This window comes from Streptomyces sp. NPDC018964 (genome assembly GCF_044390325.1).
Lineage (GTDB): Bacteria > Actinomycetota > Actinomycetes > Streptomycetales > Streptomycetaceae > Streptomyces.
This window is the reverse complement of record NZ_JBIRYZ010000013.1, coordinates 1-19,971: the sequence shown is the minus strand read 5'-3', so window position 1 is coordinate 19,971 and position 19,971 is coordinate 1. Positions and strand designations below refer to the sequence as shown.

At 73.2% G+C, this 19,971-nt stretch carries 13 protein-coding genes, 2 tRNA genes, 1 rRNA gene, 1 pseudogene and 1 riboswitch; of the genes and pseudogenes, 10 read left to right on the top strand and 7 right to left on the bottom strand.

Translation table 11 applies throughout. The annotated features are described in order from the left end of the window. Together ACH5AO_RS22540 and ACH5AO_RS22535 are read left to right on the top strand one after the other, a co-directional pair. Positions 1 to 300: pseudogene (locus tag ACH5AO_RS22540) on the top strand (RNA helicase); the annotation flags it as partial. A 149-nt stretch (positions 301 to 449) separates the two neighbouring features. Next, positions 450 to 522: transfer RNA gene (locus ACH5AO_RS22535), tRNA-Lys, on the top strand. Positions 523 to 598: 76 nt separating this feature from the next. Here the strand turns inward: ACH5AO_RS22535 and ACH5AO_RS22530 are convergent. Continuing rightward, positions 599 to 871 (bottom strand): DUF3040 domain-containing protein, encoded by a 273-nt coding sequence (locus tag ACH5AO_RS22530; RefSeq protein WP_398927344.1) that lies wholly within the window; start codon positions 869 to 871, stop codon positions 599 to 601. Positions 872 to 1,470: 599 nt separating this feature from the next. Between ACH5AO_RS22530 and ACH5AO_RS22525 the strand changes: the two genes are divergently transcribed. The 3 genes from ACH5AO_RS22525 to ACH5AO_RS22515 all read left to right on the top strand — a co-directional run bounded on the left by ACH5AO_RS22525 (position 1,471) and on the right by ACH5AO_RS22515 (position 4,239). Continuing rightward, positions 1,471 to 2,604, top strand: coding sequence for a dihydrofolate reductase family protein (locus ACH5AO_RS22525; protein ID WP_398927342.1), 1,134 nt, complete (start codon positions 1,471 to 1,473; stop codon positions 2,602 to 2,604). Positions 2,605 to 2,667: 63 nt separating this feature from the next. Beyond that, positions 2,668 to 2,741, top strand: a tRNA-Met gene (locus tag ACH5AO_RS22520). A gap of 308 nt (positions 2,742 to 3,049) precedes the next feature. Beyond that, positions 3,050 to 3,207: riboswitch (cyclic di-AMP (ydaO/yuaA leader) on the top strand. 12 nt (positions 3,208 to 3,219) lie between these two features. Next, positions 3,220 to 4,239, top strand: coding sequence for a M23 family metallopeptidase (locus ACH5AO_RS22515; RefSeq protein ID WP_398927340.1), 1,020 nt, complete (start codon positions 3,220 to 3,222; stop codon positions 4,237 to 4,239). Between the two features lie 57 nt (positions 4,240 to 4,296). Here ACH5AO_RS22515 and ACH5AO_RS22510 read toward each other — a convergent pair whose 3' ends face one another. From ACH5AO_RS22510 to ACH5AO_RS22495, 4 genes are all read right to left on the bottom strand, one after another. Beyond that, complete coding sequence (locus tag ACH5AO_RS22510; RefSeq protein WP_398927338.1) at positions 4,297 to 5,652, bottom strand: PrsW family intramembrane metalloprotease; 1,356 nt, start codon at positions 5,650 to 5,652, stop codon at positions 4,297 to 4,299. 29 nt (positions 5,653 to 5,681) lie between these two features. Next, positions 5,682 to 6,518 (bottom strand): tRNA (guanosine(46)-N7)-methyltransferase TrmB, encoded by an 837-nt coding sequence (gene trmB / locus ACH5AO_RS22505; protein ID WP_398927336.1) that lies wholly within the window; start codon positions 6,516 to 6,518, stop codon positions 5,682 to 5,684. A 45-nt stretch (positions 6,519 to 6,563) separates the two neighbouring features. Further along, positions 6,564 to 7,820 (bottom strand): L-2-hydroxyglutarate oxidase, encoded by a 1,257-nt coding sequence (lhgO, locus tag ACH5AO_RS22500; protein ID WP_398927334.1) that lies wholly within the window; start codon positions 7,818 to 7,820, stop codon positions 6,564 to 6,566. A 105-nt stretch (positions 7,821 to 7,925) separates the two neighbouring features. Continuing rightward, positions 7,926 to 9,350: an MFS transporter gene (locus ACH5AO_RS22495; RefSeq protein WP_398927332.1), complete on the bottom strand. Its 1,425-nt coding sequence runs from the start codon at positions 9,348 to 9,350 to the stop codon at positions 7,926 to 7,928. Positions 9,351 to 10,066: 716 nt separating this feature from the next. Here ACH5AO_RS22495 and ACH5AO_RS22490 point away from each other — a divergent pair. Then, positions 10,067 to 12,193, top strand: a complete 2,127-nt coding sequence (locus ACH5AO_RS22490) for an asparagine synthase-related protein (protein ID WP_398927330.1) — start codon at positions 10,067 to 10,069, stop codon at positions 12,191 to 12,193. A gap of 748 nt (positions 12,194 to 12,941) precedes the next feature. Here ACH5AO_RS22490 and ACH5AO_RS22485 read toward each other — a convergent pair. Continuing rightward, entirely contained in the window at positions 12,942 to 13,691 is a 750-nt protein-coding gene (locus ACH5AO_RS22485; RefSeq protein WP_398927328.1) for a TetR/AcrR family transcriptional regulator, read from the bottom strand. A 378-nt stretch (positions 13,692 to 14,069) separates the two neighbouring features. On the opposite strand from ACH5AO_RS22485, the gene ACH5AO_RS22480 reads away from it, so the two are divergent. Together ACH5AO_RS22480 and ACH5AO_RS22475 are read left to right on the top strand one after the other, a co-directional pair. Next, the gene (locus ACH5AO_RS22480) at positions 14,070 to 15,449 is read left to right on the top strand and encodes an NAD(P)/FAD-dependent oxidoreductase (RefSeq protein ID WP_398927326.1); all 1,380 of its coding nucleotides are present in this window, start codon (positions 14,070 to 14,072) and stop codon (positions 15,447 to 15,449) included. 172 nt (positions 15,450 to 15,621) lie between these two features. Beyond that, a complete protein-coding gene (locus ACH5AO_RS22475; RefSeq protein ID WP_398927324.1) occupies positions 15,622 to 17,277 on the top strand; it encodes a SpoIIE family protein phosphatase in 1,656 nt (551 codons plus the stop codon). Between the two features lie 39 nt (positions 17,278 to 17,316). Here ACH5AO_RS22475 and ACH5AO_RS22470 read toward each other — a convergent pair whose 3' ends face one another. Next, positions 17,317 to 18,579 (bottom strand): MFS transporter, encoded by a 1,263-nt coding sequence (locus tag ACH5AO_RS22470; RefSeq protein ID WP_398927322.1) that lies wholly within the window; start codon positions 18,577 to 18,579, stop codon positions 17,317 to 17,319. A gap of 139 nt (positions 18,580 to 18,718) precedes the next feature. Between ACH5AO_RS22470 and ACH5AO_RS22465 the strand changes: the two genes are divergently transcribed. Together ACH5AO_RS22465 and ACH5AO_RS22460 are read left to right on the top strand one after the other, a co-directional pair. Then, a complete protein-coding gene (locus tag ACH5AO_RS22465) occupies positions 18,719 to 19,270 on the top strand; it encodes a MarR family winged helix-turn-helix transcriptional regulator (protein ID WP_398927320.1) in 552 nt (183 codons plus the stop codon). A 618-nt stretch (positions 19,271 to 19,888) separates the two neighbouring features. After that, positions 19,889 to 19,971: ribosomal RNA gene (locus ACH5AO_RS22460) — 16S ribosomal RNA — on the top strand; the annotation flags it as partial.

Below are 19,971 nucleotides of genomic sequence, written 5' to 3'. Positions count from 1 at the left end.
CGTGGTGGCTTCCGCCGCGACGAGCGCCGTGACGACCGTGGTGGGCGTTCCTTCGAGCGCCGTGACGACCGTGGCGGTTTCAACCGCGACCGCGGTGACCGCGGCGGCGAGCGTGGCGGCTTCCGCCGTGACGACCGCGCCGGCCACCGCGGCAGCGACCGTCCGTTCAACCGCGACCGCCAGGGCGACCGCCCCGGTTTCCACTCCGGCTCCCACGACCGCCCGTACGGCCGTCGTGACGACCACCGCGGCGGCTCCTTCCGCCGCGAGGACAAGCCGCGCTGGAAGCGCAACGGCTGACACGGCCTCATTCGGCCGGGAGGGCCCGCACGACACCCGTCGTGCGGGCCCTCCCGCGTTCCGCGCGGGACACGTCCGGACCCGCCTCGGCGATACCCGATCGGAGTCCCGGCCATGTCCGGCTATGCTCGGGGAGACAACATCGCCAGGGGCCCTTAGCTCAATTGGCAGAGCAGTGGACTTTTAATCCATTGGTTGTGGGTTCGAGTCCCACAGGGCCTACGGTGCGGGCGACGGAGGGACCCCTCCGACCCGCCGCGCGGCGCTCGGACCGGCTTCGGCCGGCTCGGGCGCCGCGTCATTTCCCGGGGTGGCCGACCCGGTTCGGGTCGATGAGCTGTACGGCGACCCCGGTGAGGACCAGGCCCGCCGCGATGAGGAGGCCGTCGGGCACGACGATGCCCGCGGCGAGCATGGTCACCCCGACGGCCAGCGCGCACCAGGCGCCCGTGCGCCGGTACTCGCGGGGTCGGGCCGGACGGCCTTCGGAGAGCGAGCGGACGAAACGGGGGTCCTCGTGCTCGAGACGGGCCGCGAGGTCGACCAGACGCTCGTCGTCGGACTGGGACACGGCTCCTCCTTCCCAGGGGGCGGCCGTCCGGTGACACCACCGGCGGCCATCGCTCCGCGACGCCGGGGCGTACGAGGGTGAACCGTCGTCCTGTCGCGAACTCGGCCCGGTACAAGGGAGTTTGCCCTTGCGGCGACGTCGTCACCCGTCCGGTACGGCAGACTCCAGCGTCACCCGCCGCCACCACCCGCGGCCATCCGTCGCGGGCCCCATCCGGCCCGGGGGCCACCGCGTACGCGGGCCGCCCCGCCGGCCGTGGTCCCGGGGGAAAATGGGGATTGTCACCGATGGCGCACACGCCCGCCCGACGCACACGCTGGACAGGACGGCCCGCGCCGCGCCCCCGGTCCGCGGGCCGTCGGCTCCCCGCACGGAAGCCCACGGCGAGGAGGCGGTACGAGGTGCCCCCGCTCCGGCGGACCGTCCCGCTGAACGCCGCCGTACCCGGCGCGGCCCCGGCCGGCGCCGCGCCGATCCGCCGGCCGGACCCGGCCCGAGGGACCGCCCGGAACTCACCCGGTACGCCATTCGTGTGGGGCCGATCGGGTCCTGACCGGCAGACTGGACCTCCCGCACCCGCTCCACCCGGGAGTACGCCGATGCCGCACCCGTACGTCCTGCTGTCCGCCGCCGTCTCCCTCGACGGCCACCTGGACGACACCGGCCCCGAACGGCTGCTGCTGTCGTCCCCGGCCGACTTCGACCGGGTCGACGAGGTACGGGCGTCCGTGGACGCCATCCTGGTCGGCGCCGGCACGATCCGCGCCGACAACCCCCGGCTGCTGGTCAACTCGCCCGAGCGGCGCGCCGCCCGCCTCGCCGCCGGCCGGGCCGAGTACCCGCTCAAGGTCACCGTCAGCGGCTCGGGCGACCTGGACCCGGCGGCCCGGTTCTGGCACACCGGCGGCGAGAAGGTCCTCTACACGACCGACCGGGGCGCCGAGCGCGCCCGTGCCCTCGGTCTCGCCGCCGACGTCGTCCCGCTCGGCGCCGAGCTCGACTGGCGGCGGCTCCTCGAGCACCTGCACGCCGAGCACGGGGTGCGGCGGCTCATGGTCGAGGGCGGCGGCACGGTCCACACCCAGCTCCTCATCGAAGGGCTGGCCGACGAACTCCAGCTGGTCCTCGCCCCGCTGTTCGTCGGCGATCCGAAGGCACCCCGCCTCTTCGGCCCCGGCTCCTACCAGGGCGGCCGGCTGCGGCTGGTCGAGACCCGCCCGGTCGGCGACGTCGTCCTGACGCGCTACGAGCCCACCGCCCCCGGCACCGGCCCGCTGCCCTCCGCCGCCGACCACCACTGGCTGGCCCTCGCCTGCGAGCTGGCCGCCGCGTGCCCGCCCTCGCGGACGGCGTTCAGCGTGGGCGCGGTCGTGGTGGCCGCCGACGGTACGGAGCTGGCACGCGGCCACTCGCGGGAGGGCACCGACCCGGTGGTGCACGCGGAGGAGGCCGCGCTCGCCAAGGTCGACCCCGCGGACCCCCGGCTCGCCGGCGCCACCGTCTACTCCAGCCTGGAGCCCTGCGCCCGCCGCGCGTCCCGGCCCGCGCCCTGTGCCCGGCTGGTCCTGGACGCGGGGGTGCGGCGGGTGGTCACGGCCTGGCGCGAGCCGGACACGTTCGTGGCGGGCGCCGACGGCAGCGGCGTGCTGGCGGCCGGGGGCGCCACCGTCGTCGTCCTGCCGGAGCACGAGGACCGCGCCAAGGCGCCGAACGGGCATCTGCTCGGCCGCTGAGACCGGGCCGTCGGTAACCGGTGTGCGCCGGGTCCCGCGGATGGCGTACACTGGTTTCACCGACGCGGGGTGGAGCAGCTCGGTAGCTCGCTGGGCTCATAACCCAGAGGTCGCAGGTTCAAATCCTGTCCCCGCTACTGAAGGCCGAGGGCCGGAATCCAAGGATTCCGGCCCTCGGTGTTTTCCGTCCTTCCCCCGCTCCCCGCTCTCACTCAGCGTGAGCGTCTCGTCCCGCAGCGCATAACAACTGACGTACGGTCAGAAACCGTCCGCCGCGCGAGACGGTCTGAAGCGCGGTCAACTCGCCCGTTTTTGGGCTCCGATGACACTTAAGTCCACCCGGAAATCGTTAACGATCAAGAGGAACGGCTTGGAATCAGGCCCTTGCGTCTATTAACGTTCGATAACGCAGCGCGGTCGTCCCAGCCGTCACAGAAGTCGGCTCCGTGCGCACGCGCCGAATCCCGCGAGGGAACCGGGGAACCACCACCATGGGGTGAATCGCGTGAATACCGCCGTGGAGACACGGCTCGTATACGCGCGTAGGAGACCTTCCCGCTCCGAACCCGTCAGCTAACCCGGTAGGCGAAGACGGAAGGAAAGGAGCGCGCCCACGTGGCGTCCAACCCGCCTGCCCCCGAGGCCCCGTTCAAGCCGAGCGACACCTTCGCCTACGGCGCCGGCCGCGCCGACGAGGGCCCCTTCGAGGAGTGGAACCCCACCGCGGAGTCCGTTCGCCCCGTACGCGGTCGGCACCGCGTCTCCAAGCAGCGCGGCGGGGGACTCGCCCGCAGCTCCACCGTCCTGGGCGTCGGGGTCATCGCGGCCGTCGGCGCCGGCGGCATGGCCAGCGCCCAGACCGGCAAGCCGCCGGTCTCGATCTCCATGCCCGACCTCCCCAGCGTGGGTTCCCTCATCTCCGACGAGGAAACCCCCGAGGGATCGGCCACCCCCCTCAGCACCCTCGGCATGACCGCCGCCGACACCGAGCAGGGTGCCGCCGACGCCGGTGAGGCGCTGCGCACCCGGATCATGGCGCAGGTCGAGCAGCAGCAGGCCCAGGCCGAGAGCAAGGCCGAGGCGGAGGCCGTCGCCGCCGCCGAGAAGGCGGCCGCCGAGGCCGCCGCCAAGGCGGAGAAGGAAGCCGAGGCCAAGGCCGAGGCCGCCAAGAAGAAGGCGGAGGAAGAGGCCGAGAAGAAGGCCGAGGCCGAGCGCCTCGCCAAGCTGGCCAAGCAGTACGCGCTGCCGACCTCCTCGTACACCATCTCCTCGACCTTCGGTCAGGCCGGCGCCTACTGGTCCTCCGGCCACCACACCGGCCTCGACTTCGCCGCCCCCACGGGCACGCTGCTCAAGGCCGTCCACACCGGCACGATCACCTCCGCCGGCTACGACGGCTCCTACGGCTACAAGACCGTGCTCACGCTCGACGACGGCACTGAGATCTGGTACGCCCACCAGTCCTCCATCAACGTCAGCGTCGGCCAGAAGGTCAACACCGGCGACGTGATCGGCCGCGTCGGCGCCACCGGCAACGTCACCGGCGCCCACCTCCACATGGAGGTCCACCCCGACGGCTCCGCCTCGGGCATCGACCCGCTGGCCTGGCTGCAGAGCAAGGGCCTCACCGTCTGAGCGAGCGGACCCTCACCTCCTGAACCCCGGCAGCCCCGACGACGCATCCCCCCGGCGTCAGGGCCGGTGGGCGTTCGGGTCGTACGTGCCGTACGGGTACCCGTACGGCGGCCGCCCCTGCGGTGGATGCCCGTAACCGCCGTACCAGCCGTACCCGCCGTACCCCGCCCACGGTGCCGCGACGACCGGAACCCGGGGCGCGGTCGCGCGGGCCGCGTGCTCCAGGGCCGGCCGGGCCACCGCCCGCCGGTGCCACAGCTCCAGCAACAGCTCGCGTTCCCGGGTGACGAAGTCCGGCCCCGCCCGCCCGAGCCGCCCCCGGTGCCGCAGGAACGCCAGCGACGTCGCGTACGCCTCGTACGCGGCGACCGACCGCGCCGCCGCCCTCCCGCCGCAGCGGCGCGCGTACCGCAGGGCGACGCGCCGCGCCCGCATCGAGCCCAGCGCGAACGGCTCCGCCGCGTCGAGCCACCCGGCGGCCACGTACGCGGGCAGCTCCTCCCGCACGGTCCGCAGCTCCCGCTGCCGCGTCCACACCACCAGCCAGGTCAGCAGCCCGAACACCGGCACCATGAACGCCGCGTACACCGCGAGGAATCCGTACTGGCCGAGCGTCGAGGAACCGTTCCACAGGGCGTGCACGCCCATCGCGAGGAGCAGCCCGCCGAGCGGCAGCAGCACGCGCCGGACCCGCTGCCGGTCCGCGGACAGCGCGGCGAAGCCGAAGCCGATCCCGGTGAGCACGGTGAACAGGGGGTGCGCGAACGGCGACATCACGATGCGGACGAAGAAGGTCGCCGCGGTGACCGAGGCGATGCCGCTGTCGCCGGTGAGCCGGTCGGTTCCGAAGGCGGTGCCGAGGTAGAGGATGTTCTCGGTGAACGCGAAGCCGGTGGCGGTGACCCCGGCTATCACCACGCCGTCGAGGATCCCGGTGAAGTCGCGTCTGCGGAACAGGAACACCAGCAGGACGGCCGCGGCCTTCGCGGACTCCTCCACCACGGGCGCTATGACGGTCGAGCCCAGGGTGTCGGCGCCGGTCGGGTCCGCGGTCGCCGTCGCTATCCACCGGGTGGCGAAGCTGTTCGCGACGATCGCCATCAGCGCCGCCGCGCAGGCACCCCAGGCGAAGGAGAACAGCAGGTTCCGCCAGGGTCCCGGCTCGACCCGGTCCAGCCACCGGAAGGCGGCGACGAGCAGCGGCACGGGCAGCACGGCGAGGCCGATCCCGACCAGGAACCCCCGCGTCCCGGTCTGCTCGCGCACCAGCGCCAGGATGACCAGCCCGGACAGCGCGAGCAGCGTGATCAGCGCGCCGTACCGCACCCAGGGCCGCTGCCACCAGTGCGCGTGCCGCGTCGCTTTGCCGGGGGCGGCGCCGGGAGGTGTCGGGTACGGGGGACTGATGGCCACGGGTTCGACCCTCACGAGGCGGGGCTGTGTCAGGCTCGGTCCGCCGCCTGCTCGTCCTGTGGTACGCGGCGGAAGAGCACGTCGTTCACGACATGACCCTTCTCCAGTCCCTGTGCCTCGAAACGGGTGAGCGGCCGGAAGGCCGGACGCGGCGCGAAACCGCCGTCCGGCCGCGTGTTCTCGAAGCCGGGGTGCGCGGTGAGCACCTCGAGCATCTGCTCCGCGTACGGCTCCCAGTCGGTGGCGCAGTGCAGCACCGCGCCCGGCGCGAGGCGGCTCGCGGCGAGGTCGAGGAACTCCGGCTGGATCAGCCGCCGCTTGTGGTGCCGCTTCTTCGGCCAGGGGTCGGGGAAGTAGACGCGCAGCCCGCCGAGGGAGCCGGGGGCGAGCATCTCGCGCAGCAGGATGATCGCGTCACCGTTGCCGACGCGTACGTTGGTCAGCCCCGACCGGTCGGCGAGGTTGAGCAGATTGCCCTGGCCGGGGGTGTGGACGTCCACGGCGAGGATGTTGGTGGCCGGGTCGGCGGCGGCCATCCGCGCGGTCGCCTCGCCCATGCCGAAGCCGATCTCCAGGACGACGGGGCGGTCGTTGCCGAAGAACTCCGCGAGGTCGAGCCGCCGGCCGCCGTCGATGTCGAAGCCCCAGGCGGGCCACAGCCGCCGCAGGGCGTCCGCCTGCCCGGCGGTCACCCGGCTGCGCCGCGGCTGGAAGCTCCGGATCCGCCGCTCGAAGTGCGATCCGGCGGGATCGGCCTTCGGCCCGTCCGGGAACCGGGGCTCCCCCTTGGCCCGGGCAGGGCGGATCGGTGCACCGGGGGCGTGCGCCGGGTGCGGGGCTTCGGAAACGTTCACGGAGTCAGACACAGTGCTGTCGATTTTACGGGGGTCCGGGAAACGGCCGCCGTGCCCTCAGCGTCCCGCCTCCTCCAGTGCCGTCAGGGCCCGCCGCGCGACCTCGCGGCCGATCGGCAGGGACGCCGTCGCCGCCGGTGAGGGGGCGTTCAGCACGTGGACCGCGCGGGCGGTCTCCTGGATCAGGAAGTCGTCGGCCAGGGTGCCGTCCCGCAGCACCGCCTGGGCCCGCACCCCGGCCGCCGCCGGCACCAGGTCGTCCTCCCGCACGGCGGGCAGGAGGCGGCGCACGGCGCGGGTGAAGGCCTCCTTGGACAGCGAGCGGTGCAGCTCGCCGGTGCCGTACCGCCAGTGACGGCGGGCCAGGTGCCAGGAGCCCGGCCAGGACAGGGTCGCCCCCAGCTCGCGCGGACGCACCGTGCGCCAGTCGTAGCCCTCGCGGGCCAGCGCCGGTACCGCGTTGGGACCGACGTGGACGCCGCCGTCGACGCCCCGGGTGAGGTGGACGCCGAGGAAGGGGAACGCCGGGTCGGGCACCGGGTAGACCAGGCCGCGCACCAGCTCCGGCCGGGCCAGCTCGTAGTACTCGCCGCGGAACGGCACGATGCGGGCGCCGGGCTCGTCGCCGGTGCGGCGGGCGATCTCGTCGCAGTGCAGGCCCGCGCAGTTCACCAGCACCCGGCCGCGTACGACGTCGTCGCCGTCCGTCAGGACGGCGACTCCCCGGTCGGGGCGGCGGTCGACGCGTATCACCCGGGCTCCGTAACGGATCTCCGCACCCGCCTCCCGCGCGCCTCGGGCGAGCTCGCGGGTGACCGCGGTGAAGTCGCAGACGCCGGTGGTGCCGACGTGGATGGCGGCCAGCCCGTCGACCTCCGGCTCGTACTCCGCGATCTGCGCGCCGCACAGCTCGCGGACCGCTATGCCGTTCTCCCGGCCGCGCTGAACCAGGGCGTGCAGCCGGGGCAGCTCCTCGCGGGCCGTGGCGACGATCAGCTTGCCCGTCACGGCGTGCGGGATGTCGTGCTTCGCGCAGAACTCGACCATCTCCGCGGCGCCCGACACCGCGTACCGGGCCTTCAGCGAGCCGGGGCGGTAGTAGACGCCGCTGTGGATGACGCCGCTGTTGCGGCCCGTCTGGTGCCGGGCGGGGCCGGGCTCCTTCTCCAGGACCGTGACCCGTGTGCCCGGCGCCGCGCGCGTGAGCGCGTACGCCGTCGACAGGCCGACGATCCCGCCGCCGATCACCAGCACGTCGCAGTCGTACGACCGCCCGGTCGTCACCCGCACCACCTCCCGCGTCCGATAGTGCACTGCGCCACTGACAACGCCTTCAAACCCGGGAGGCGCCCCGGAATGCGATTCGGGCCGGACCGCGGGGCGTGGTGCGGGGTGGGGCAGGCCGTGGTGCGGGCGGGGTCAGGCCGTCGTCATCAGCAGTGGGCGGGCGCGTTCGCGCAGTTCGGCCACGCGGGGTTCGTCGCCGTAGGGCTCCAGACGGTGCAGGAGGTCCTTGACGTACTCGGTGGTGCGGGCGGACGAGATGCGGCCCGCGACCTCCACCGCGCGGACGCCCTGCTCGCAGGCCGCGTCCAGGTTGCCCGACTCCAGTTCGGCGACCGCCGAGACGACGAGCCGCAGTCCGTGCGAGCGCACGAACTCCTCCGTCGGGCTGGACAGCGCCTGTTCGGTGAAGCGGCGGACCTGGCGGGGCGCCTTCAGGTCGCGGTAGCACTCGGCGGCGTCGGCGGCGAAACGGTCGTAGGAGTAGAAGCCGAGCCAGCTCGGGTCGCTGTCGCCGGGGCGGGAGCGCTCCAGCCAGCTCTCCGCGGACTTCAGCGCGGCCCCGGCCGCCTGGGCGTCCCCCGCGCGGGCGTGCGCGCGTGCCTCGACGAGGCGGAAGAAGCTCAGGGTGCGGGCGGTGGCCAGGCCCCGGTTGCGCTCCAGCGCGGCCTGGGCGAGGTCGACGCCCTCGTCGCCGAAGCCGCGGTAGGTCGCCTGCAGGGACATCGAGGCGAGCACGTAGCCGCCCAGGGGGACGTCGGCCGCCGCGCGGGCCAGGCGCAGGGCCTGGATGTAGTAGCGCTGGGCGGCCTCCTGCTGGCCGGTGTCGAAGGCCATCCAGCCCGCCAGGCGGGTGAGTTCGGCCGCCGCGCCGAAGAGGGAGCGGCCGACGTCGTCGGAGTAGGAGCCGAGCAGCAGCGGGGCCGCCTCGACCCGCAGGCATTCGGGGACCATCGACGAACGCCAGTCCCCTCCGCCGTACTTGGAGTCCCAGCGCCGGGCGTCCTCGGCGGCCTCCCGCAGTTTGCGCACATCGCTGTGGCCGACTTTGGCCGGTGCGCCGGAGCCGTCGGCGGGGTTCGCCTCACGTGCCACCGAGCTGTCGGCCGGGGTTATCAGCCAGCGCGAGGCGGGCGTCGCGTACGCGCTCACCGCGAACGATCCGGCGAGCGACTGCCAGATGCCGCCGGAGCCGGCTCTGCGGCCGGCGAGGTCCAGCCGGTACAGCTCCGTGGCGGAGCGCACCGCCTGTCCGACGTCACGGGGGAAGGCCAGGCCCACCTCGGGCGCGGGGTCCGCGTCCGCCAGGCCGATCTCGTGGAGCGGCACGGGCCGGCCCAGCTTCTGACCGATGGCGGCGGCGATCAGGTGCGGAGCCGCACCCTGCGGCACCATGCCCTTCGACACCCAGCGCGCCACCGACGTCTTGTCGTAGCGAAGCGTCAGTCCCCGCTGGGCGCCGAGGTCGTTGACGCGTCGCGCGAGGCCTGCGTTGGAGATTCCCGCGAGGGCGAGGACGGCGCCGAGCTTTTCGTTCGGCCCGCGTTGCTCCCTGGACATGAGCCACCCCTCGACACAGACGGCTGCCGCGCTGGCATAACCACGCGGCATTCGTAAACCCAGCGTAGTTCGCCGCATCCCAAGCGTTAAGGGGCATTCTTCCGGATGGCGGGATTGTGGTCCGTACTGAAGTGCGGGTCCGATACGCGCAGTTGCGGCGCGCTCCCGGTGTGTGGCCGTGCGCCTGTGCGTGCGCTCTTCTCCGGCCATCGCGGGAGCGGTTCCATGGGTGGTGCGTGGGTCGGCCCGCTGTACTGGATCCAGTGGGCTGGGGGACACCGCCGCCTTCATCCCCGCGGGCGGTGGAACGGTCCGGGGGGCGTGCTCCGCCTCCCGGGCCGCGCGACCGTCCAGCGGTGCGCAGAGCCTGTACGGAGCGTGTTCGAGACGGATCTCACCGCTTCGATTTGGCCGAAAATCAACCTCGCCCTTTCGGGTGCATCACCACTTCTATCCTGGTAGTTGACGGCGCGTCGGGGGTGAGGGGGCGCGTTGCGGGGGCGCATTCACGTCGTGGTGGCGGCGTCGGCCGCGCGGCGCCGATGCGGTGACTCCTCCGGGGCGGGCGCCTGTTCGAGGCGGGGCGAGTGTCTCCGCCGGGGCGCGTTCGACGGAGCGCATACGGCTCCGGCACCCCTCCTGTGCGCCTCCTTCATGGCAGCATGGGGAACCGGTTCGTACGGTGCACTGGTTGTCCACAGCTCGTGGAGGCGGCGATGCGGTGGTTGGTGGGGTGGAGCAGCACCGCCGCGGGAGCCGTGGGTTTCGGCCCCACCGGCTCCGCCGGCGCCACCGGAGTGGACGGCGAGACCGTGCACCCCGTGGGATCCCAGCTGCTGTGGGGTGACCCCGACCCGCTCTGGGCGGTCGGCGACTGGCGCCCCGACGAGGTACGGGTGGTCAAGGCCGACGAGCAGACCCGGATCGCCGTCCTCGGCACGTGCGGGGCCTCCGACGAACAACTGCGCGTTGCGCTGTTCGCCGCGCGGGGCGGCGCGCTGCGGCACCTGACCGCCTGGCCGGGGAGCTACACGGCGGTGGTGAAGGTGGGGCGCCGGGTCACGGTGTGCGGCGACCTCGCCGGGGCCCGGCCGGTCTTCCACACCCCGTGGGCGGGCGGTACGGCGTACGCGACCGCCGCGCTGCCGCTCGCCGACCTCATCGAGGCCAACCTCGACTTCGGACACCTCGCCGCGCTGCTCGCCGCCCCCGACGTGCCGGCCGCGCTCCACGACTCCACCCCGTACGACGGCGTGAAGCGCGTTCCGCCGGGGCATGCGCTGATCCTGCGCGCCGGGGCGCGCGAGATCGCCGGGTACGAACCCGTCGCCTCGCTCGCCGTCGCCGCGCCGCCGGCCGACCCCGGCCACGCGGTGGACGCCGTACGGGACGCGCTGGTCGAGGCCGTACGGACACGGCTGTCCGCGCCCCGGCACGTTCCCGGCGCCGGCATCGACCCCGGGCCCGTGCCCGGGATGGGGCCCGCCGAGCGGCGGGCGGCCCGGGGCACGCCCGTGCCGGGGATCGGGGCCGACCTGTCCGGCGGGCCGGCGTCCGGGGCGCTGGCGCTGCTGGCCGCAGGGCTGCCCGGGAGGCCGGGGACCGTACTGGGACACGGGACGGGGGCGGGGGAGCGGCTGCTGGCCGTCACCTTCAACGACCTCGCGGGCGGTTCCGGCGGCGGGCGGGACGACGCCGAGCTGGAGCGGGCGGGGGCGCTGGCCGCCAATCCGCGGTTGCACCACGTGGTGGTGACCGGCGCGGAGCCGGCACTTCCGTACGTCGATCTGGACGGGCCGCTGACGGACGAGCCCGGACCCTCGCTGGTGTCGGCCGCCCGGCACCGGGCGCGGCTGGCGGCGGGCAGCGCGGACCACTTCACCGGGTACGGGGCGAGGCAGGTGCTGGACGCGCATCCGGCGCGACTGGCCGACCTGCTGATGGACCGCAAGCGACGGCATCTGGTGCGGCCGGTCGCCGCACTGGCCAAGGCGGACGGGTCCGTGATGGTTCCCGCGCGCGTGTACGCGGCCGCGCGTCGGCTGGCGCGCACGCCGTACCGGGTGGGGCTGGAGTCGCTCGCGGAGCGGCTGCTGCGGCGGCGGCTGGACGACGACGGCGGGCCCGGGGGTGCGGCGGACGCCTCGCTGGCCGCGCTGACCTGGGGGAGACCCGGGCCGGCGGCGCGCTGGCTGACGGGTGAGGCGTTGGCCGAAGTATCGGTTCGTCTGCAGGCGTCGACGCGGCGGTCCGAGGTGGGGCCGGGGCAGCGGCCCGGTGATTTCCGGGCGCGGGCGGCGCTGGCCCGGTACGCGGCGGACCTGCGGGTGCTGGAGCAGGCGGCCGAGATCCGCTCCCAGCGGCTGCACGCGCCGTTCCTCGACAACCAGGTCGTGCGGGCGTGCCGGGCGCTGCCGGAGGCGCTGCGGGTGCAGCCGGGGGCGCGGGCGTCGATCCTGCGGTCGGTGCTGGAGGGGGCGGGGGTGCGGGAGCTGCCGGCGGGGTGGGGGGCGCCGGGGGCCGCCGGCTCGGCGGCCGCGGCGCGTACGGGGCTGCGGGTGGCGGCGGACTCGCTGGTGGCGCTGTTCGACACACCGCTGCTGGCGGAGGCGGGGCTGGTCGAGGCGCGGGTGGTGCGCAAGGCACTGCGGGGCGCGGCGGAGGGTGAGCCGCTGCCGCTGGACGGCCTGGCGGATCTGGTCGCCCTGGAGGTGTGGCTGCGCCGTCTGCTGGCCCGCAGGGGAACCTGCTGGACGGGCACCCCGGCCCGTCAGCGCGCGGTCCCGGGCGGCATCGCCCCCCAGCGCGGCGCACTCGGCGCCGGCGCGGCCGGCACCCGCTGACCCTCACCTGCGGTGCGGCTGTTCGGTTCGGTGGAGGTCTTACGCCTGCGGTGCGGCTTTCGGGCCGGTGGGTGGGATGCCTGCGGCGCATCGTTCGGTCCGGTGGGGGCGGGCGCAGCGCCCACGGCCGGTGGGTGGGTCGGGGCCGTGTCGGGGGTGTCCGTCCTCGGACCGGCGCGGATCACGTTTCTCGGTGAGGTCGGGGGCGCGGACGCGCCGGCCACTGCGGGGCGGCCACCCCCGCCCCGCCCCCTTCCCGCCGTACGCGCCTGCCGACCGCTACCGCCGCCGCTCCCCGCGTCAACCGCGGGCAGCCGTCCCGCTGCTCCCGCGGGCAGCCGCCTGCCACGTCAGCCGCGGGCAGCCGCGCCGTCCCCTGCCGCTCCCGCGGGCAGTCGCGCCGCATGCCGCCGTTCCCGCGGGCAGTCGCGCCGCATGCCGCCCTTCCCGCGGGCAGTCGTGCCTCCCCCAGTGCCTTAAGGGCCTGGGAGGTACCCCCAGGGCGGCACGGGTGGGCGGTGGGGGTACCTCCCGCTCATGGGGGTCCCCCCGCTCGAGCGGAGTCGAGAGTGGGGGAGAAGCCGAGAGTGGGGGAGGCACCCCGCAAGCGCCGGGCCGCGCGAACACCCCCCCGGCCCACCCCCACGCCGGGACACCCGTAACGCGCACCGGGACCGCGCCCCCCGGCCCACACCAAGCACGGAGCACCCCGTACACGCGCGCCGGGGCCGCAGCCCTACCACCACCCCTACGCCGGGCGTGAACGCAACCCCTCCAGCAGGATGTCCAGCAACCGCGCCGACGCCGCAGCCTGCTGCGCCGCGTCCGGCAGGGACGGCGCCGCCGTCGCGATCACCAGCAGGACGTCCGACACCGACACATCCGGCCGGAGCTCACCCGAGGCCCGCGCCCGGTCCACCAACTGCCCCACGACGTCCAGCAACTGCGCCGCCCCCGCGTCGTCCTTCTCCGCCGCGGCCACCGACGCCTCCGGCACCAGCCGCAGCTCACCCGCCGCCTGCGTCCGCTGCTGCGGCAACCGCGCCTGGTCCGGCAGACCGTGCTCCTCCGCCACGCCCACCCGCAGCACCTGCGGCGGCAGCAACCGCCCCGCGCCGGACGCGACCGACGTGCGCAGGAAACGGGACAGCGCCGACCACGGCTCGTCCTCCTGACCGAGCGCCGCCCGCGCCTGGTCGGTCAGCCGGGAGGTCTCCTCCTCGGCGATCCGCCGCACCAGCACGTCCTTGCTCGGGAAGCGCCGGTACACCGTGCCCACGCCGACCCGTGCCCGGCGCGCCACGTCCTCCATCGGCGCGCCGTAACCCAGCTCGCCGAAGACCTCCCGCGCGGCACGCAGCACGTGCTCCAGATTGCGCTGGGCGTCCACGCGCAGCGGTGTCGTGCGCGCTCCGTCCGGACGTCCGCCGCCCGTGGGCGCGTTCACCGTCGCGCCGGCCGCGAGAGCGGAAGACCAATGAGAGTCCTGAACATGCATGTGTATTCCCCCGGTAATGACGTCTCCCCCCGGAGACTTCTCCCCGCCATTGATGGCCGGGGCGTGTGGAACAGGTCCGGCTTGCCGGTCCCGCCCGTCGCGAGCCCGATGAGCGCATCCCCCTACACCCCGTCGACAGACGAACATAGTTGAGAGGGGGTCAATTCAGAAGGGGCAGGTTCCGCACGGAGCGCCCCCCGATCGGAGTACGGGGCGTGTACGTCCTGAATGCACCCCTGGGCGGGGGCAGGTTCACCGCTGCTGACCTGTGAGGATTTCGGTGAGGGCAGCGAATCGGCCAACCAGGGGTGTGCGGGCCTTCCGGTCACACAATTCGTCGGGGCTGTGGACAAACGCAAGCGACGGGTGCGTCATGGGATGGTGAAGGAACGTGCGCGCATTCTCGTTGTCGGCGGCGGCTACGTCGGGATGTACACGGCCCTGCGCCTCCAGCGGAGACTGAAACGGGAACTCGGGCGGGACGAGGCCGTGATCACGGTCGTCACCCCGGACCCGTACATGACGTACCAGCCCTTCCTCCCCGAAGCGGCCGCCGGTGCCATTTCCCCTCGCCACGTCGTCGTACCGCTGCGTCGTGTCCTCGACCGGTGCCACGTCGTCATCGGCGAGGCCACCGGCATCGACCACGCCGCACGCACCGCCACCGTCAGCACGCTCGCCACCGGCGAGGAGGGCACGGGAGGACGGCGGATCACGTACGACGAACTGGTGCTCGCGCCCGGCTCCGTGTCGCGCACCCTCCCGATCCCCGGCCTCGCCGACCACGCCATCGGCTTCAAGACCGTCGAAGAGGCCATCGGCCTGCGCAACCACGTCCTCGAACAGATGGACATCGCCTCCTCCACCCGCGACCCCGCCCTCCGGGACGCCGCCCTGACCTTCGTCTTCGTCGGGGGCGGCTACGCGGGTGTCGAGGCGCTCGGCGAGCTGGAGGACATGGCCCGCTACGCCGCGCGGTACTACCACAACCTCCGGCCCGAGGACATGAAGTGGATCCTCGTCGAGGCGTCCGGGCGGATCCTGCCCGAGGTCGGGGAGGAGATGGGCCGGTACACCGTCACCGAACTGCGCCGGCGCAACATCGACGTACGTCTCGAGACCCGTTTGGAGTCCTGCGCCGACCGGATCGCCGTGCTCAGCGATGGGGCGCGCTTCCCCACGCGTACGGTCGTGTGGACCGCCGGAGTCAAACCGCACCCCGTCCTCGCCGCCACCGATCTGCCGCTGAACGGCCGGGGCCGGCTGAAGTGCACCGCCGAGCTGGCCGTGGACGGGGCCGCGCACGCGTGGGCCGCGGGGGACGCCGCCGCCGTCCCCGACGTCACCGCGCGGGAGCCGGGGCGCGAATGCGCCCCCAACGCACAGCACGCGCTCCGCCAGGCGCGGGTCCTCGGGGACAACGTCGTCCACTCCCTGCGGGGCGAACCACTGGAGACGTACGCCCACAAGTACGCCGGTTCCGTCGCCTCCCTCGGACTGCACAAGGGCGTCGCCCAGGTGTACGGGCGCAAGCTCAAGGGCTACCCCGCCTGGTTCATGCACCGGACCTACCACCTCAGCCGGGTCCCGACCTTCAACCGCAAGGCGCGGGTCGCCGCCGAGTGGACGCTCGCCGGGCTCTTCAAACGGGAGGTCGTCTCGCTCGGTTCACTCGAACACCCCCGGGCGGAGTTCGAACTGGCGGCCGGTGGAAAGCCTTCTCAGGACCCCCCGAACAACCCGAAGGGGTCGTCCTGACCGGACCCAGGAACTCCACCGGCCGGCCCGGCGTCTGACGGATGCCGGTCCGGTCGGCACCCTGCCAGACTGGTCCACCACCGCGGGCGGGCCCCGCCCACCCCGGTGCGGCCCCCGGGGCCCCGGCCGGTTCCGGTTCCCGGCCGCCGACAACTACACGAGGCAAGGATTCGTGAACTTCACGCGCTGGAGCGCCCGGCTCCCCGGAACGCAGCGCCGCGCCGCAGCGCGGAACGAGCAGGCGGTCTCCCCGGACCGGCGGGGAGAGGGCTCCGTGCCCGGGGCCCGCGCCGAACAGCTCACCGACGACGTACGGCCCGTACCCGCCGTCGACGAGCTCAAGGCACGCGAGGTCCTGGACCACGTCCCCTCCCTCGTCGCCCTGGTCCACGGCCCCGACCACCGCATCGCCTACGTCAACGACGCCTACACGGCGGCCTTCGGCGCCCGCCCGATCGGCGCCCCCGCGCGCGGGGCCCTCCCCGAGCTGGAGGCACTCGGCCTGCTGCCCCTCCTCGACCAGGTCCTGCGCAGCGGCAAGCCCCGCACGGTGAAGTCCCGCAAGGCCCCCGACGGCCGCTCCTACACCTTCACCTGCACCCCCGTCACCGAGGCCGAGGGCCGTGGCGTGCTGGTCTTCGCCACCGACGTCACCGACCACGCCGAGGCCGCCGAACGCCTGCGCGCCAGCGAACGCCGCCAGCGCGAGACCGCCGTCACCCTCCAGCGCTCCCTCCTCCCCCAGGAACTGGAGGAGCCCGACGACCTGCGCGTCGCCGCCACCTACCACCCCGGCGGCACCGAGGCCGCCGTCGGCGGCGACTGGTACGACGTGATCACCCTGGGCGGCGGCCGCACCGCCCTCGTCATCGGCGACGTCATGGGACGAGGGGTGCGCGCGGCGGCGGTCATGGGCCAGCTCCGTACGGCCGTACGGGCCTACGCGCGAATCGACCTCCCGCCGCACGAGGTGCTCCAGCTCCTCGACGGCCTCGCCATGGAGATCGACGCCAACCAGATCGCCACCTGCGCCTACGCCGTCCACGACCCCAACGAGGGCCGTCTGGTGTACGCCTCCGCCGGTCACCTGCCCATCCTGGTCCGCGACGAGAACGGCACCGTCCGGCGCGCCGACGAACCGACCGGTCCCCCGCTCGGCACCGGCGGCTGGATGCACGCGTCCGGCTCCGTGCCCCTCGGCCCCGGCTCCACCGCCGTCCTCTACACGGACGGCCTGGTCGAGCGGAGGAACGAGGACCTGGACGAGGGCATCGCCGCCCTGGAGCGTGCCCTCGCCGGAGCCACCGGCAGCCCCCAGGTCGTCTGCGACCGCCTGGTCCGCTCGGCCGGCGTCACCCCGGACCACGACGACGACGTCGCCGTGCTGGTCCTCCAGCACCCCGCCCGCAAGGGCGCGGAAGGCGAGCTCTTCCGCAACGCCGCGCTGGAGCTCCTCGGTGGTGTCGAGGCGGCCCCCCGCGCACGTGCCTTCGCCTCCGGCGTGCTGACCAGCTGGCGCTTCCCCGCCGAGCTGCACGACCTGGGCGTCCTGGCCGCCAGTGAACTGGTCGCCAACTCCCTCCAGCACGGCGCCCCGCCCATGCGGCTGCGGCTGCGCCGCACCGACCGCCGCCTGATCATCGAGGTCACCGACGGCGACGACCACCTGCCGAGGCGCCGCCGCGCGGAACCCGGCGACGAGTCCGGCCGGGGCATCGCCATCGTCGCGACGATCTCCTCCGGCTGGGGCAGCAGACGCACCCCGGGCGGCGGCAAGGCGGTCTGGTGCGAGTTCCTCCTGCCGAAACCGAAGACGCCCGGCTCGTAGAGGAGCCGGGCGTACGAGGGTGAGGCCGGGGCGCGTGGATCAGGCGTGCGCCGGAGCCTGTCCCGCTGCCGCGCCGCCCTGCGCCACCACACGGCTCCGCGCCACCGACGGCTGGTCCTGCACGTCCGTGAGCTGCCGCCCGAGCCGCACCGCCAGCACCGTGATCCCCAGCGAGAACAACAGGAAGACCACGACGTACGGCGCGTGCAGCGAGGCGCCCAGCGGCCCGCCCACCGCCGGCCCCACGGCCAGCGCGAGCTGCTTCACCAGGGCGAACGCCGAGTTGTACTGCCCCGCCATCCCGGCCGGCGCGAGATCGGCGACCAGCGGCGCCAGCGTCGGCGACAGCATCGCCTCACCGAGCCCGAACAGCGCGTACGTCGAGACGAACGCGGCGGTCGCCATCGCCTGGCTCCCGTTCCCCAGCCCCGCGTACCCGGCCACGGCCCACGCCACGGCCCAGATCAGCCCCACGGACGCGATCACGCGCGAGCGCTTGCGCCGCTCGACGAACCGCAGCACCGCGAACTGCGCCACCACGATCACCAGGGTGTTCGCGGCCAGGGCCGTCCCCAGCGCGGAGGTGGAGATCCCGGCGGCCTCGACGCCGTACGCGCTCAGCCCCGACTCGAACTGTCCGTAGCAGGCGAAGAACAGCACGAAGCCCAGCACACACAGCTGCACCATGGCCCGGTTGCCCAGCAACTGCTTCCAGCCGGCCTTGGCCGACTGCGCCGGAGCGCCCTCGACACGCGGCGCGTGCGGCATCCGCACCGTCGCCATCACCACGACCAGCAGCAGGAACATCGCCGCCTCGATCGCGAAGAGGAGGACGAAGGAGCTCGCTTCCGTGGGATCCACGAGGTGACCGCCGATGAGACCGCCGACACCGAGCCCGAGGTTCTGCAGGAAGAACTGCGTGGCGAAGGCCCGTGACCGGTTCTCCGCGGTCGAGCAGTCCACGATCATCGTCGCCAGCGCCGGCTGCATCACCGCCTGCCCGGCGCCCAGCACCGCCGCCGACAGCAGCACGGTCGCCGCACCACTCGACAGACCCAGGCTCAGCGCCCCGACCGCGGCCGTGACCAGGGTGACGAGCAGCACCGGCAGCGGGCCGCGCCGGACGATCGCCCGTCCGGCGAACGGCAGCACGATCAGCGCGGCCACGGCGAAGACGGCGAGTACGAGACCCGCCGTCATGGCTCCCAGCCCGCGCACCTGCGCCACATAGACGTACAGGTACGGGACCGTGAAGCCCAGCCCGAACGCGCTGAGTGCGTTGCCCACGTGGATCCGGCGCATTGCCGCGCCCCTCGCCCTGGTCACGTTCACCTCTCTCAAGCAAGTAGTTAGGAGTGAATACTTAGAAGCTAAAGTTCGATGCTAAAGACTACACAGTGAAGGACTTCAGGGCAAAGGAGGGGCGTGCCATACTGCGGCCATGGGCGACACCTCCGGCGACCTCGGCGAGCCGACTCTCGAAGAGCAGATCGCCGCGTACCAGCGCGAGTTCCAGGACCTCGACCCCCAGGTCGAGAAGATCGTCAACGCGCTGTCCCGCCTGAACCGCCGCATGAACGTCGCCTACGGCCGCCAGACCGCCGAGCTCGGCATCACCAACGCCGACTGGGAGGTCCTCAAGGCCCTCGTCCTCTCCGGTGCCCCCTACCGCATGGGTCCCGGTGACCTCGCCAAGCGCCTCGGTCTGACCCCGGCCGCCATGACCCACCGGATCGACCGCATGGTCACCGAGGGGCTGGTCGACCGGGAGCGGGACGAGACCAACCGGGTCCGCGTGATCGTGGAGCTGACCTCCGCCGGCCGGGAGAAGTGGCTCGAGGCGATGCGCCTGGCCACCGTCTTCGAGGAGGACCTCCTCCAGGACCTCGACCCGGACGAGCGGGCGACGCTGGGCGAGGTCCTCACCCGCCTCCTGCGCCGGGTGGAACACGCCCAGCCGGACGCCGGTGGACGCCTCAGCGACCTGGACTGAAAAATCTTGGGCGGGGGTTGTTGACAGCCGCCTCCCCGATCCGTAAGGTTCTTCGGGTTGCTACGGGGCCGTAACGGTTCTTCGGCAGCACCTTCCGCCGCATCAGCGGCACTCAAAACCCCAGTACAACCTCCCAGTGGGAACGATTTCGGCGTGCCCGAATTCAATTCCGACCCTCGATTTGAGGAACACGGAGAGAGTCCGCTAAGGTTTGAGACGTCGGAACGGCCCAACGGCCGCGAAGACAACCCGCTCTGACCGGGAATCAGGCCCGAAAGGATCTGATAGAGTCGGAACCGCCGGAAAGGGAAACGCGGAAGCGGAACCCCGGAAAGCACCGAGGAAATCGGATCGGAAAGATCTGATAGAGTCGGAAACGCAAGACCGAAGGGAAGCGCCCGGAGGAAAGCCCGCGAGGGTGAGTACAAAGGAAGCGTCCGTTCCTTGAGAACTCAACAGCGTGCCAAAAGTCAACGCCAGATATGTTGATACCCCGTCCATCCGGTTACGGATGGTCGAGGTTCCTTTGAAGAAAACACAGCGAGGACGCTGTGAACGTCGGGACTATTCCTCCCGATGTTCCGCTCTCGTGATGTGTCACCGGATTACCGGTAAGCATTCACGGAGAGTTTGATCCTGGCTCAGGACGAACGCTGGCGGCGTGCTTAACACATGCAAGTCGAACGATGAACCACTTCGGT